This window comes from Herbaspirillum sp. WKF16 (genome assembly GCF_028993615.1).
Lineage (GTDB): Bacteria > Pseudomonadota > Gammaproteobacteria > Burkholderiales > Burkholderiaceae_D > Herbaspirillum.
This window is the reverse complement of the sequence record NZ_CP118632.1, coordinates 1,286,828-1,300,814: the sequence shown is the minus strand read 5'-3', so window position 1 is coordinate 1,300,814 and position 13,987 is coordinate 1,286,828. Positions and strand designations below refer to the sequence as shown.

Here is a 13,987-nt window from a genome sequence, read left to right as displayed (position 1 = left end):
GTAACGCGGCGATGGCGGGCTTGTTGCTGACACGGCGCGGACCTACTTGCGGCCGTCGATCTCTTCCCAACGCTCCAGGCTGGCCAGCAACTCTTCGTCGATCTCGGCGAAGCGCTGGTTCAGCTTCACCACGTCATCCGCGTTGCTCTTGTAGATGTCGGGATCGGCAAGCTTTTCCGAAATGATCTTCTGCTCGGCCTCAAGTTCGGCGATACGCTTGGGCAGCTCTTCCAGCTCGCGCTGTTCCTTGTAGCTGAGCTTTTTCTTCGGCGCCTGGGGCGCCGCGGCCGGCGCGGCCATCGTCGATTCGGCCTTCACCTCGCTCTTGTCGCTTTTCACTGGCGCCTTGGCGGCAGCGTTCGCAGCCGGGCGCTGGCGCTCCCAGTCGGTATAACCGCCCACGTATTCGCGCCACTCGCCGCCGCCCTCGGCTGCGATCACCTGGGTCACCACGTTGTCCAGGAACATGCGGTCGTGGCTGACCAGGAACACGGTGCCGTCATATTCTTCCAGCAGCTCTTCCAGCAGTTCCAGGGTGTCGATGTCGAGGTCGTTGGTCGGCTCGTCCAGCACCAGCACGTTGGCCGGCTTGGCGAACAGGCGCGCCAGCAGCAGGCGGTTGCGTTCGCCGCCCGACAACGTGCGCACCGGCGAGCGGGCGCGCTCCGGCGCGAACAGGAAGTCGGACAAGTAGGTCATCACGTGCTTGCGCTGGCCGTTGATCTCGACCCAGTCGCTGCCCGGCGCGATGGTGTCGGCCAGGCTGGTTTCTTCGTTCAGTTGGGCGCGCATCTGGTCGAAGTAGGCGATCTGCATCTTGGTGCCCTGCTTGACGGTGCCGCTGTCGGGCGCCTCTTCGCCGAGGATGAGCTTGAGAAGCGTGGTCTTGCCGGCGCCGTTCTGGCCGATCAGGCCGACCTTGTCGCCGCGCATCAGGATAGAGCTGAAGTCGCGCACGATGGTCTTGGCGCCGTAGGCCTTGCCGACGTTTTCCAGCTCCGCCACGATCTTGCCGGAGCGCTCGCCGGTGCCCACTTCGAGCTTGACCTGGCCCTGGCGGTCGCGGCGTTCGCCGCGCTGCGCGCGCAGCGCTTCCAGGCGGCGCACGCGGCCTTCGTCGCGGGTGCGGCGGGCCTGCACGCCCTTGCGGATCCAGACCTCTTCCTGCGCCAGGAATTTGTCGAACTTGGCGTTCTCCACTTCCTCATTGGCCAGCAGCTCGGCCTTGCGCGCCTGGTAGGTGCTGAAATTGCCCGGGAAGGACAGGATCTTGCCGCGGTCCAGCTCGATGATGCGGGTCGAGACGTTATCGAGGAAGGAGCGGTCGTGGGTGATGAACAGGATGCTGCCCTTGAAGTCGCGCAGCAGCCCTTCCAGCCACAGGATGGAGCCGAAGTCGAGGTGGTTGGTGGGTTCGTCCAGCAGCAGCACGTCGGGATTGCCGACCAGCCCGCAGGCCAGCGCCACGCGCTTCTTCATGCCACCGGAGAGCTCGCCGATGCGGGCGTCGCGGTTCAGGTTCAGCTTGTCCAGCGTAGTCTCGACCTTGTTGCCGATGGACCAGGCGTCGGCCGCATCCAGCACCGTCTGGATCTGGTGCATGCGCTCCAGCAAGGCGTCGTCGTTGTCGCCGCCGAACTGGCCGGTGATGGCCTCATACTCGGCCAGCAGCGCCGGCAGTTCGCCCAGGCCGGAGGCCACGGCGTCGAACACGCTCATCTCTTCCGGGAAATGCGGCTCCTGGTCGACATAGGCGATCTTCAGGCCCTGCTGCATCACCAGCAGGCCGTCATCCAGCTTGGAGCGGCCGGCGATGATCTTCAGCAGCGAGGACTTGCCGGTGCCGTTGCGGCCGATCAGGCCGATGCGTTCGCCGGTCTCCAGCGAGAATTCGGCGTGATCGAGGAGCGCCACGTGGCCGAAGGCCAGTTGCGCGTCGGTAAGGGAAATGACTGCCATAGGATTGCTTGCGTGCTGTGCGTGATGCGCGCCGGCCGAAACCGCGCGACAGGTGCTTGAAAAGGCGCGTAAAAACCGCGTAAAGAGCGGCATTGTACCGGCTGGCGCGGGGAAATGCCCGCAAACCCGACGACGGCGGCAACGCCGCCCCCGATTGTTTGCTTCCAGGCATCGAAATCGCCGCGCGGCGTGCGCGGCGAAACATCTTTTACATCCTGTTAAGCTTTGCCCGCGCCCGCCCGTGCGGGGCCCGGCGGCCCGATGCGGTAAGATAGCGCATTCCGATTCCCGCTCACTCCATGCACCTGTCCAAATCCCCGGCCCCGCTGCGCCGCCAACGCGGCTTCCTGAATCCCAATATTGCCAAGTTCATCGGATTATCGATCGTCGGCATGGCCATCGCCGGCGCGCTGCTGGTGGTCTACGCGCTGATCTTCATCAACCCGCGCCTGCCCTCGCTGGACCTGATCACCGATTACCGGCCCAAGGTGCCGCTGCGCATCTGGTCCGAGGACAAGGTGCTGCTGGGCGAATTCGGCGAGGAAAAGCGCAGCCTGGTGAAGCTCGACGACATCCCCGCCGACGTGAAGAACGCCGTGCTGGCCATCGAGGACTACCGTTTCTACCAGCACGGCGGCATCGACTGGATCGGCATCGCCCGCGCGCTGGCGGCCGACGTGCTGCGCGGCAGCGCCTCGCAGGGCGCTTCCACCATCACCATGCAGGTGGCGCGCAACGTGTTCCTGACCAAGGAGAAGACCTTCTCGCGCAAGCTGTATGAAGTGCTGCTGGCCAACAAGATCGAGACCGCGCTGACCAAGGACCAGATCCTGGAGGTCTACATGAACCAGATCTACCTGGGCCAGCGCGCCTTCGGCTTCGCCGCCGCCGCGCGCACCTACTTCGGCAAGGATCTGAAGGACGTCTCGCTGGCCGAGGCCGCGATGCTGGCGGGCCTGCCCAAGGCGCCGTCGGCCTACAACCCCATCGTCAATCCCAAGCGCGCCCACATCCGCCAGCAGTACATCCTGCAGCGCATGCTGGACGTCGGCTTCATCACCCAGGCCCAGTACGACAAGGCCGCCAAGGAAGAGCTCAAGGTGCGCGCGCCCGGCAGCCAGTACACGGTGCACGCCGAGTACGTGAACGAGATGGTGCGCCAGATGGTGTACGCGCAATACAAGGAAGACACCTACACCCAGGGCTTCAACGTCTACACCACGATCAATGCCGCCGGCCAGCAGGCCGCCTACCTGGCCGTGCGCAAGGGCGTGATGGACTACGATCGCCGCCACGGCTACCGCGGCCCGGAAGAGACGATCGAACTGCCGGCCGGCGCCGAAGACCGCGCCGCCGCCATCGACGACGTGATGGATGACCATCCCGACAACGACGACATCCTGGCCGCCGTGGTGGTGGCCGCCGGCCCCAAGCAGGTGGACGCGGTGCTGCGCTCGGGCGACAAGATCAGCATCAAGGGCGAGGCGCTGCGCTTCGTCGCCAATGCGTTGTCGGAGAAGGCCAAGAAGGAAGTGCGCATCCAGCCCGGCGCGCTGATCCGCGTGATGCAGGACGCCAAGCAGAACTGGCAGATCGTGCAGCTGCCGCAGGTGGAAGCGGCGCTGGTGTCGGTGGTGCCGCAGGACGGCTCGATTCGCGCGCTGGTGGGCGGCTTCGATTTCACCCAGAACAACTTCAACCACGTGACCCAGGCCTGGCGCCAGCCGGGCTCGACCTTCAAGCCCTTCATCTATTCGGCGGCGCTGGAGAAGGGCTTCGCCCCGGCCTCCATCGTCAACGACGCGCCGGTCTCCTACCCCGCCGGCCCCGGCCAGCCGAACTGGGAACCCAAGGATGACGAGACCCCGGCCGGCCCGATGAGCGTGCGCACGGCGCTGCAGAAATCGGTCAACCTGGTGGCCATCCGCACGCTGGACAACATCGGCGTGGCCTACGCCAAGGACTTCATCACCGCCACCTACGGCTTCGACCCGGACAAGGTGCCGCCCTACCTGCCCATGGCGCTGGGCGCGGGACAGACCAATCCGCTGCAGTTGTCGGCGGCCTACTCGGTGTTCGCCAACGGCGGCTACAAGATCCAGCCCTACCTGATCGCGCGCATCACCGACGCGCGCGGCAAGGAGCTGTCCAAGGCCGATCCGCTGATCGTCGGCAACGGCGCCCCGCGCGTGATGGCCGAGCGCAACAGCTACATGATGACCAACCTGCTCAAGTCGGTGGCGCAGCGCGGCACCGGCGCGCGCAGCAACAGCATCGGCCGCACCGACCTGGCCGGCAAGACCGGCACCACCAACGAAGCCTTCGACGGCTGGTTCGCCGGCTACCAGCGCACGCTGGCCACCGTGGTGTGGATGGGTTACGACCAGCCCAAGAGCCTGGGCGGCATGGAATTCGGCGCGCAGCTGGCGCTGCCGATCTGGGTCGACTACATGGCCAAGGCATTGAAGGGCGTGCCGCAGTTCGACCAGCCGGCGCCGGACGGCATCCGCTTCATCGACGGCGAACCGTACTACGACAACTTCACGCCCGAGAACGGCCTGGTGACCAACGTCGGCGTGACGGTGGTCGACGCCATTTCCAACTTCTTCGGCTGGACGCCCAACCAGGCCCCGGCATCCCCCTCGGGCGGCCAACCCATGCCCAACGCGCCGGGCACGCAGCAGCCGGCCGCACCGGCGTCGCGCGCGCCCGGCGAGGCCGGCAAACGCTTCCAGGAGAACACCTACCAGGGCCATTGAACCGGCCTGAAAGCAAAAAAGCGCAGAAGACATCTTCTGCGCTTTTTTTTATGCTGGCGCCCCCGACACGGATCGAACGTGTGACCTATCCCTTAGGAGGGGATCGCTCTATCCACTGAGCTACGGGGGCGGCAAGGGCGCTATTGTATCCGCTGCGCCGAGGCTTGCAAAGCCGCGCGGCGCAGCGCCTCGCGGCATGTTGTATGCACACGCATGTATGGGCCATGTAGGGAGCGGCGGCGCGGCGGCTTCCACTACAATAAGGCCACCGCCGGCCTTCGCGGCGGCTCCGGAGATCCCGAGAAAGGAAGACCCGCTTGAGGTCATACGCCATCCCGTCGCGCTGGACCCGCCTGCTCCGCAGAGCCTGCCTGGCCGCGTCATGCTGGATCGCGTGCGGCGCGGCCCCGGCGCAGCAGGCGGCGCCGGCCGCGCTGCCCGGCATGGCCGAGCGCGTCGCCGCCTGCACCGCCTGCCACGGCAAGGAAGGCCGCGCCACCGCCGACGGCTACTACCCGCGCATCGCCGGCAAACCGGAAACCTATCTGTTCAACCAGTTGCAGAATTTTCGCGACGGGCGGCGCCAGTATCCGACGATGACCTACCTGCTGGCCAATCTCTCGGACGACTACCTGCGCCAGATCGCAGCCTTCTTCGCCAACGAACATCCGCCCTACCCGCCGCCGGCGCCGACCGGCGCGACGGCGGCCACGCTCGAACGCGGCCGCCTGCTGGTCACCGAGGGCATCGGCGCACGCCGCATCCCGGCGTGCGCCGCCTGCCACGGCGCCGCGCTGACCGGCGTGCAGCCTGCCATCCCCGGCCTGCTCGGCCTGCCGCGCGACTACATCAATGCCCAGCTGGGCGCCTGGCGCAACGGCATGCGCCGCGCCCGCGCGCCCGATTGCATGGCCGCCATCGCGCACGAACTCACACCCGAAGACATCAACGCCGCCAGCAGTTGGCTGTCGGCGCAACCGGCGCCGGCCAACCCGGCGCCGGCGGCATCGCTGCCGGCGCCCCTGCCGCTGAGTTGCGGCAGCATGACGCAAGCCGCCGGAGCAGTCCGATGAAAAAGGCGTTGCTGGCCACGGCCGCCTCCCTGGCCGCTCTCGTCATCCTCATTGCCGCCGCGGTGCTGGCGTGGCAGACGCTTCGCAGCGAAGATCCCGGTGTGGCCTCGCCGGTTGCTGATCCGGCGCAGCAAATCGCGCGCGGCCAATACCTGGCGCGCGCCGGCAACTGCATGGCCTGCCACACCATGCGCGGCGGCGCCGCCTACGCAGGCGGCCGTCCGATCGCCACCGGTTTCGGCACGCTCTACTCGTCCAACATCACGCCGGACAAGGAGACCGGCATCGGCAAATGGAGCGCGGACGACTTCTGGCGCGCGCTGCACCACGGACGCTCCCGGGACGGCAGCTTCCTCTATCCCGCCTTTCCCTTCACCAGCTACACCAAGCTGACCCGCGACGACACCGACGCGCTGTTCGCCTACCTGCAGAGCATCCCGGCCGTGGGACGGCCCGACCAGGAACACGCGCTGCGTTTCCCCTACAACCAACGCTTCCTGCTGGCCGGCTGGCGCGCGCTGTTCTTCGAACCGGGGCAATACCGGCCGGACGCCAGGCAGAGCGCGCAATGGAATCGCGGCGCCTACCTGACCCAAGGGCTGGGGCACTGCGCAGCCTGCCACAGCGCGCGCAACGGCCTGGGCGCCAGCGTGTCGCCGCTGCAGCTGGCGGGCGGCATGATCCCCGGGCTCGACTGGTATGCGCCGCCGCTCAACGGCGACCGCGCCAACGGGCTGGGCGACTGGGAGGATGCGCACCTCGAGGCCTTGCTCAAGACCGGCGTATCGCCGCGCGGCGCGGTGTTCGGGCCGATGGCCGAGGTCGTCGGGCGCAGCCTGCAGCACCTGGATGAGCCGGACATCGCGGCCATGGCGACCTACCTGAAATCGCTGCCGCCGGCCGACGCCATGCCGCGCGCCACGGCGCAGCAGCCGGCGCCGGCCGAGGCCGAGCGCATCATGAAACTGGGCAAGCAGCTATATGGCGACCTGTGCGTGGATTGCCACAGCGCGCGCGGCCAGGGCAGCGTGCCGGACTATCCGCCGCTCAACGGCAACCGCGCGGTGGCCGGCGCCTCGGCCGTAAACGCGATCCGCATCGTGCTCAACGGCGGCTATCCGCCTTCCACGGCAGGCAACCCTTATCCCTTCGGCATGCCGCCGTTCGGGCCGCGCCTGTCGGACCAGGAAGTGGCGGCAGTGGTCTCCTACATCCGCAACAGCTGGGACAACCATGCGGGCTTCGTCTCGCCGTCGGAGGTCAATCGTTATCGCAGCGTGCCGCTGGACTGAAGATCGGCGACGCACGCGAAAACAAAAAAAGCGATCCGGCGGATCGCTTTTTTCATGGGGGGCAATGCACCCGCGCCTAGTCCTGCCCTTCGGCGCTCAGCTTGTAGCCCACGCCGCGCACGGTCTGCACGTAGTGCGACAATTCGCCCAACGACTTGCGCAGGCGCATGATATGCACATCCACCGTACGTTCCTCGATGAAGGTATGGTCGCCCCACACCTTGTCGAGCAACTGGGCGCGCGAGAAGATGCGGTCGGGATGCGCCACCAGATAACGCAACAGCTTGAACTCGGCCTGGTCCAGCAGCACCGGGCGATCCCCCAGAGAGACCTGGCGCCGCTCGACGTCGATGCTGATGATGCCGTACTTCAGCGCCTGGCTGCCGATCTCCGGCGCCTTGCGGCGCAGCAGCGCCTGCACCCGGGCCACCAGTTCCTTGGGTGAGAACGGCTTGGTGACATAGTCGTCGGCGCCTTCGTTCAAGCCCTTGACCTTGTCCTCTTCCATGCCCTTGGCCGTCAGCATGATTACCGGCAGCGCCGCGGTGCGCTGGTCGCGGCGCAGTTCGGAGAGCAACGCCAGGCCCGAGCTGTCGGGCAGCATCCAGTCCAGCAGCACGGCATGCGGCAAGGCCTCGGCGATCAGCTTGCGGGCCTGGCCGACGTCGGTGGCGATGGTGGTCGCAAAGCCGGCCCCCTGCATCGTGAAACGCAGGAGTTCGGCAATGCTGGGCTCATCCTCGACCATGAGGATATGGGGCAACTCTTTTGACATTGTCCTTCTGTCTGAAAACGGCTGTCACTACATGACGACGATATGGCGACGCGCTCCGGCGCCGCCGCTTGCGGCGCTTGCTTACAGCACCTTGTCGGCGATGCGCTGGGCCATGCTGCGCGCCAGGTCGGCGTCCTCGGCCTCCACCATCACGCGGATCAGCGGCTCGGTGCCGGAGGGACGCAGCAACACGCGGCCGCGCTCGCCCAGGCTCTCTTCCACCGCGGCCTTCTCGGCCTGCAGCGCGGCATTGGACTTCCAGTCGTAGCCGAGCGGAATCTTCACGTTGATCAGCGCCTGCGGGAACAGCGTCAGGTCGGCCGTCATCTGCGCCAGCGTCTTGCCGCTGCGACGCAGCGCCGACAGCACCTGCAGCGCCGAGACGATGCCGTCGCCGGTGGTGTGCTTGTCCAGGCACAGCAGGTGGCCGGAGCCTTCGCCGCCCAGTACCCAGCCCTTCTCCTGCAGCACTTCCAGCACGTAGCGGTCGCCCACCTTGGCGCGCTCGAAGCCGATGCCCATCTTCTTGAAGGCGACCTGCAAGGCCATGTTGGTCATCAGGGTGCCGACCGCGCCCTCGACCGGGCCGGTGGCCAGACGGTCCTTGACCATCAGGTACAGCAGCTCGTCGCCGTTGTAGATGCGGCCGGAGGCGTCGACCATCAGCAGGCGGTCGGCGTCGCCATCCAGCGCGATGCCGAGGTCGCCGCGATACTCGCGCACCGAGGCCGCCAGGGTCTTGGGCGCGGTGGCGCCGCAATCCTCATTGATGTTGTAGCCGTCCGGCTGGTTGCCGATGGTGATGACTTCGGCGCCCAGTTCGTGGAACACGTGCGGGGCGATGTTGTAGGCCGCGCCGTGGGCGCAGTCGACCACCAGGCGCATGCCGCGCAGGTCCAGCGCATTGGGGAAGGTGCTCTTGCAGAACTCGATGTAACGCCCCGGGGCATCCGACAGGCGGCGCGCCTTGCCCAGTTTTTCCGAGGGCACGCAGTCCATCGGCTGCTCCAGCGCGGCTTCGATGTCGGCTTCCAGCGCGTCGGGCAGCTTGTTGCCGGTCGCGGAAAAGAACTTGATGCCGTTATCGTGGAAAGGATTGTGCGAGGCAGAGATCACCACGCCGGCCGACAGCCGCAGCGCGCGCGTGAGGTAGGCCACCGCGGGTGTGGGTATCGGCCCGGCCAGCCAGACGTCCACGCCGGCAGCCGCGAAACCGGCTTCCAGCGCGGCTTCCAGCATGTAGCCGGAAATCCGCGTGTCCTTGCCGATCAGCACCGTGGGACGCGCCGCGCCGTCGCGCGCCTTGGCCAGGACCTTGCCCGCCGCGTAGCCCAGGCGCATGACGAAGTCAGGGGTGATGGGCGCCACGCCCACACGTCCGCGCACGCCGTCGGTGCCAAAATATTTTGCCGCCATTTCTGTTCCCTTCCCAAACTGTGCACCGCGCTGCGGCGGCGCTGCCGGCAGCGGCTGACGCCGCCGGCTGCATTGAATTCTTCGCGCCGGCGCACCGGCACGCTCGCTGTAGCTGCTGTTGTGATTGCTTCTGTTATTGCTGCTCTTCCCGCCCCGCTTGCCACATATTCAGGGCGTCGACGGTCTCGGCCACGTCATGCACGCGGATGATCATCGCGCCTTGCTGCGCGGCGGCCAATGCGGCGCCGATGCTGCCGGCCACGCGCTTGTCCAGCGGCTTGCCGGTGACCGCGCCGACCATGGACTTGCGCGACATGCCGGCCAGCAGCGGCAGGCCGAGACCGGCGATCAGCCTGCGCGTGTTCTTCAGCAAAGCCAGATTATGCTCTACTGTCTTGCCAAAGCCAAAACCGGGATCGATGCAGATGCGTTCGCGCGCCACGCCGGCGGCATTCATCAGCAGCACCTGGCGGCGCAGGAAATCCTCCACCTCCGCCACCACGTCGGCGTAGTGCGGCTCTTGCTGCATGGTCTGCGGCTCGCCCTGCATGTGCATCACGCACAGGCCCGCCTCCCCGTCCTTCACCGCCTCGATCGCGCCCTCGGCGCGAAAACCGTTGATGTCGTTGATCATGTCGACCTCGGCCAGCAAGGCCTCGCGCATCACGGCCGGCTTGTAGGTGTCGATGGAGAGCGGCTTGCCGCAGTCGCGCAGCGCGTAGATGACCGGCATCACGCGCTCCAGCTCCTGCTCCAGCGATAGCGGCTCGATACCGGGCCGGGTCGACTCGCCGCCGATGTCGATGATGTCGACGCCGTCGGCGATCATCTGTTCGGCGTGCGAGAGCGCGAATTCGAGGGACTGGTGGCGGCCGCCGTCGGAGAAGGAGTCCGGCGTGACGTTGAGGATGCCCATCACCAGGGGGCGACGGCCTTGTTGCACCGGCAGGCGGAACCTGCCGCATTTGAGGAATGCTGGGGTCATGTTGCTGAAGTCTTTGTATTTCCGGTGAGCGCCCGCTACGGCCGTCTTGTCTTTTTTGCCATGCCGCAGGCAGAAAAAAGGGCGAGGATTTCTCCTCACCCTTTGATCATCGGCCGTACGTACCGGCGGTATCGGCGGACCGCGAGGATCAGGCCGGCGCGGTGGCGTTCGGCGTGACGTCGCCCGGACGATTGTTGTCCGAGGACGATTTCTTGACCGGCACGCCGTTGCGCGGCGGGCGCGGCTCGTCGCCGTTCATGATGTCGTTGACCTGGTCGGCATCCAGCGTTTCCCACTCGAGCAGCGCCTTGGCCATGACATCGACCTTGTCGCTGTTCTCTTCGAGCAGCTTGCGCGCCAGCGCGTATTGCTCGTCCAGGATGCTGCGGATTTCAGCGTCGACCTTCTGCTGCGTCGCTTCCGACACGGTCTTGGCGGACATGCGGCCGAAGTAGGCGTCCTGCTCCGAATCCTCGTAGACCATGGTGCCCAGGGTCTCGGACATGCCGTAGCGGGTCACCATCGCGCGGGCCAGCTTGGTGGCGCGCTCGAAGTCGTTGGAAGCGCCGGTGGACATCTGGTGCATGAAGATCTCTTCGGCGATGCGGCCGCCGAACAGGATGGAGATCTCTTCCAGCATCTTGTCCTTGTACATGTTCACACGATCATGCTCGGGCAGTTGCCAGGTCAGGCCCAGCGCATAGCCGCGCGGCATGATGGTGACCTTGTGCACCGGATCGGCCTTGGGCAGCAGCTTGGCGACCACCGCGTGGCCGGACTCGTGGTAAGCGGTGTTGCGGCGCTCTTCCTCGCGCATCACGGCCGACTTGCGTTCCGGGCCCATGACGATCTTGTCCTTGGCGTCTTCGAAGTCCTGCATTTCGACCAGGCGCTTGTTGCGGCGCGCGGCGAACAGGGCTGCCTCGTTGACCAGGTTGGCCAGGTCGGCGCCGGAGAAGCCGGGGGTGCCGCGGGCCAGGATGTCGGCCTTGACGTCAGGCGCGATGGGCACCTTGCGCATGTGCACGTAGAGGATCTGCTCGCGGCCGCGGATGTCCGGCAGGCCGACCATCACCTGGCGGTCGAAACGGCCCGGGCGCAGCAGCGCCTTGTCCAGCACGTCGGAACGGTTGGTCGCGGCGATCACGATGACGCCCGAGTTGGCTTCGAAACCATCCATCTCGACCAGCATCTGGTTCAGGGTCTGCTCGCGCTCGTCGTTGCCGCCGCCCATGCCGGCGCCCCGATGGCGGCCGACGGCGTCGATTTCATCGATGAAGATGATGCAAGGCGCGTGCTTCTTGGCGTTTTCGAACATGTCGCGCACGCGGGACGCGCCCACGCCGACGAACATTTCAACGAAGTCCGAACCGGAGATGGTGAAGAACGGCACCTTGGCCTCGCCGGCGATGGCGCGCGCCAGCAGCGTCTTGCCGGTACCCGGGGGACCGACCATCAGCACGCCGTGGGGGATGCGGCCGCCCAGCTTCTGGAACTTGGTGGGGTCGCGCAGGAACTCGACCAGCTCCTGCACTTCTTCCTTGGCCTCGTCGCAACCGGCGACATCGGCGAAGGTCACCGAATTGCTGTTCTCATCGAGCATGCGCGCCTTCGACTTGCCGAAGGAGAACGCGCCGCCCTTGCCGCCGCCCTGCATCTGGCGCATGAAGAAGATCCAGACGCCGATCAGCAGCAGCATCGGGAACCACGAGATGAAGACTTGCGACAGGAAGGATTGCTCTTCCGGTTGCTTGACGTCGAACTTGACGCCGTTGTTGAGCAGGTCGCCGACCAGGCCGCGGTCCAGGTTGGTGGAGGCGGTCTTGACCTTGCTGCCGTCCTGCGTGGTGGCAACGATCATCGGGCCTTCGAGGACGGCGTCCTTGATGTGGCCGGCCTTGACCTCGGTGATGAAGTCGGAATACGCGATCGATTTGGCGCTCGACGCCGTGCTGCGGCTGTCGAACTGTTTGAATACCATAAACAGTACGAGCGCGATGACTACCCAGATGGCAGCCTTGGAAAACATGTTGTTCACTGGAACTCCTCCGACGCGCAATGCGCCACGTTGCCTTTGTACGCTCCGATTTTACCCGGATTCAAACACCCTTACTAGGAAACCACCCACTCGCGCCGACTCGCACCCGCCCACCGTGTCTGCCAGCAACGCGGCGGCGGAGGTGCGGCAGGAGATTCCGCATTGCCAGACCGGCAACAAATGGTGCCGGCGGCGAAACAGGCGTGGAGGCAAACTGCATCGATCTTGCCGGATTGACATCCGGCTCAGCCATACTGACGATTCCTGAAAATTGATATGAGGCTGAAACCAGGCAAAACAAGACGCGAAACGCCCTCGTATCGAGAGATTTTGAGCGTTAAACGGCGCGTTGATTCCGATTCACCTCAACTCTATAGGAATTTTCAGCCCGGATTCTTCAGGATTTTCCCGAGCAGGAAGATTTCGGAGGACTTGTCGCGGCTGGCCTTGGGCTTCTTCGAGGCCACCGTCTTGAATTCGGCGCGGAATTTGTGCACCAGCTCGTTGTAGCCGGTGCCGTTGAAGCACTTCACCAGCAAGGCGCCGCTGGGTTTCATGTGCATCTGGGCGAACTCGATTGCCAGATCGATAAGGTACTCGACCCGCGCGGCGTCGGCGATGGCTACGCCGGACAGGTTGGGCGCCATGTCCGACAGCACCAGGTCGACCTTGCGGCCGTCCAGCAAGGCCAGCAACTGCTGCAGCGAGTCGTCCTCGCGGAAGTCGCCCTGGATGTAATGCACGTCGGCGATCGGATCCATCGGCAGGATGTCCAGGCCGATGATGGTGCCGTGGATACCGCCGCCCTCGGCGCCGGCCAGCTTGTTGCGCACGTACTGGCACCAGCTGCCCGGGGTGCAGCCGAGATCGACGATGATCTGCCCCGGCTTGATCAGGCGCTCTTCCTCGTCGATTTCCTTGAGCTTGTATGCCGCACGCGCACGATAGCCTTCCTTCTGCGCAAGCTTCACGTAGGGATCGTTGATGTGGTCATGCAGCCAGTTTTTGTTAAGTTTGTTCTTAGCCATTCGCGTAGAATACTGGTTTTATCTCTTTCAGGGACAGCTTCGCGCCACCGTCGCGCGGTCCCGCATCGCATCCCCATGTTGACACTTACTCCCGCCGAGCGCAGCGAACTGCGCGCCCAGGCCCATGCCTTGAATCCGGTCGTCCTGGTCGGCGAAAGCGGCTTGTCCGAATCCGTCCTGAAAGAAATCGACAAGAGCCTCAACTCCCACGGCCTGATCAAGGTGCGCGTATTCGGCGACGACCGCGAAGCCCGCATCGCGATCTACGAGACCATCTGCGCAGAACTCAAGGCGGCCCCGGTGCAGCACATCGGCAAACTGCTGGTGATCTACCGCCCCAAGAAAGACGACGTCAAGAGGACCGCCTCCGGCGCCAAGGGCGGCCTGCGCGAGGTCACCATCGTCAAGACCCACACCACCAAGCGCCCGACGGTCAACAAGGTCATGCTCAAGGGCAACGAGCGCGTCACCGCCGGCGGCCTGGTCAAGAAGGCCAAGCCGCGCCAGCGCAGCGCCAAGAAGTCGCTGGGCTGAAGCCCACAGGCCCGGCTCGCGCCGGACCAAAAAACAGAATGCCCGCTGATGCGGGCATTTTTCATTTCCAGCTCCGCGATACCGCCCCACGGCAGCATCGCGTCAATCCCCGCCGCCCGGGGCGGCGG

At 65.7% G+C, this 13,987-nt stretch carries 10 protein-coding genes and 1 tRNA gene; 4 read left to right on the top strand and 7 right to left on the bottom strand.

What is annotated here, in order from left to right:
* Nucleotides 1-42: 42 nt before the first annotated feature.
* Nucleotides 43-1,959: an ATP-binding cassette domain-containing protein gene (locus tag Herbaro_RS05805; RefSeq protein WP_275012881.1), complete on the bottom strand. Its 1,917-nt coding sequence runs from the start codon at nucleotides 1,957-1,959 to the stop codon at nucleotides 43-45.
* 299 nt (nucleotides 1,960-2,258) lie between these two features.
* Here Herbaro_RS05805 and Herbaro_RS05800 point away from each other — a divergent pair, with 299 nt between their 5' ends.
* Nucleotides 2,259-4,718, top strand: a complete 2,460-nt coding sequence (locus tag Herbaro_RS05800) for a penicillin-binding protein 1A (protein WP_275012880.1) — start codon at nucleotides 2,259-2,261, stop codon at nucleotides 4,716-4,718.
* A gap of 54 nt (nucleotides 4,719-4,772) precedes the next feature.
* Here Herbaro_RS05800 and Herbaro_RS05795 read toward each other — a convergent pair.
* A tRNA-Arg gene (locus Herbaro_RS05795) sits at nucleotides 4,773-4,848 on the bottom strand.
* Between the two features lie 313 nt (nucleotides 4,849-5,161).
* Between Herbaro_RS05795 and Herbaro_RS05790 the strand changes: the two genes are divergently transcribed.
* Entirely contained in the window at nucleotides 5,162-5,791 is a 630-nt protein-coding gene (locus Herbaro_RS05790) for a c-type cytochrome (RefSeq protein ID WP_446719329.1), read from the top strand.
* Nucleotides 5,788-7,083, top strand: coding sequence for a c-type cytochrome (locus Herbaro_RS05785; protein WP_275012879.1), 1,296 nt, complete (start codon nucleotides 5,788-5,790; stop codon nucleotides 7,081-7,083). The genes Herbaro_RS05790 and Herbaro_RS05785 overlap by 4 nt, the downstream gene beginning before the upstream one ends.
* Before the next feature lie 76 nt (nucleotides 7,084-7,159).
* On the opposite strand, the gene Herbaro_RS05780 is transcribed toward Herbaro_RS05785, so the two are convergent.
* The 5 genes from Herbaro_RS05780 to Herbaro_RS05760 form a co-directional block, all read right to left on the bottom strand.
* On the bottom strand, nucleotides 7,160-7,858 hold the full coding sequence (locus tag Herbaro_RS05780; protein WP_275012878.1) for a winged helix-turn-helix domain-containing protein: 699 nt from the start codon (nucleotides 7,856-7,858) through the stop codon (nucleotides 7,160-7,162).
* A gap of 81 nt (nucleotides 7,859-7,939) precedes the next feature.
* Nucleotides 7,940-9,274 (bottom strand): phosphoglucosamine mutase, encoded by a 1,335-nt coding sequence (glmM, locus tag Herbaro_RS05775; protein ID WP_275012877.1) that lies wholly within the window; start codon nucleotides 9,272-9,274, stop codon nucleotides 7,940-7,942.
* Nucleotides 9,275-9,407: 133 nt separating this feature from the next.
* Nucleotides 9,408-10,259 carry a dihydropteroate synthase gene (gene folP / locus Herbaro_RS05770; protein ID WP_275012876.1) on the bottom strand — a complete coding sequence of 284 codons (852 nt, stop codon included), beginning with the start codon at nucleotides 10,257-10,259 and terminating at the stop codon, nucleotides 9,408-9,410.
* A 148-nt stretch (nucleotides 10,260-10,407) separates the two neighbouring features.
* Nucleotides 10,408-12,297 carry an ATP-dependent zinc metalloprotease FtsH gene (ftsH, locus tag Herbaro_RS05765; protein WP_275012875.1) on the bottom strand — a complete coding sequence of 630 codons (1,890 nt, stop codon included), beginning with the start codon at nucleotides 12,295-12,297 and terminating at the stop codon, nucleotides 10,408-10,410.
* Nucleotides 12,298-12,680: 383 nt separating this feature from the next.
* Nucleotides 12,681-13,325 carry an RlmE family RNA methyltransferase gene (locus Herbaro_RS05760; RefSeq protein ID WP_275012874.1) on the bottom strand — a complete coding sequence of 215 codons (645 nt, stop codon included), beginning with the start codon at nucleotides 13,323-13,325 and terminating at the stop codon, nucleotides 12,681-12,683.
* Between the two features lie 75 nt (nucleotides 13,326-13,400).
* On the opposite strand from Herbaro_RS05760, the gene yhbY reads away from it, so the two are divergent.
* On the top strand, nucleotides 13,401-13,859 hold the full coding sequence (yhbY, locus tag Herbaro_RS05755) for a ribosome assembly RNA-binding protein YhbY (RefSeq protein WP_275012873.1): 459 nt from the start codon (nucleotides 13,401-13,403) through the stop codon (nucleotides 13,857-13,859).
* Nucleotides 13,860-13,987 lie beyond the last annotated feature (128 nt).

Excerpts from the sequence above, each read along its gene's own strand:
- Herbaro_RS05805 (WP_275012881.1), bottom strand. The coding sequence starts at position 1,959 with ATGGCAGTCATTTCCCTTACCGACGCGCAACTGGCCTTCGGCCACGTG.
- Herbaro_RS05800 (WP_275012880.1), top strand. The coding sequence starts at position 2,259 with ATGCACCTGTCCAAATCCCCGGCCCCGCTGCGCCGCCAACGCGGCTTC.
- Herbaro_RS05790 (WP_446719329.1), top strand. The coding sequence starts at position 5,162 with ATGGCCGAGCGCGTCGCCGCCTGCACCGCCTGCCACGGCAAGGAAGGC.
- Herbaro_RS05785 (WP_275012879.1), top strand. The coding sequence starts at position 5,788 with ATGAAAAAGGCGTTGCTGGCCACGGCCGCCTCCCTGGCCGCTCTCGTC.
- Herbaro_RS05780 (WP_275012878.1), bottom strand. The coding sequence starts at position 7,858 with ATGTCAAAAGAGTTGCCCCATATCCTCATGGTCGAGGATGAGCCCAGC.
- glmM (WP_275012877.1), bottom strand. The coding sequence starts at position 9,274 with ATGGCGGCAAAATATTTTGGCACCGACGGCGTGCGCGGACGTGTGGGC.
- folP (WP_275012876.1), bottom strand. The coding sequence starts at position 10,259 with ATGACCCCAGCATTCCTCAAATGCGGCAGGTTCCGCCTGCCGGTGCAA.
- Herbaro_RS05760 (WP_275012874.1), bottom strand. The coding sequence starts at position 13,325 with ATGGCTAAGAACAAACTTAACAAAAACTGGCTGCATGACCACATCAAC.
- yhbY (WP_275012873.1), top strand. The coding sequence starts at position 13,401 with ATGTTGACACTTACTCCCGCCGAGCGCAGCGAACTGCGCGCCCAGGCC.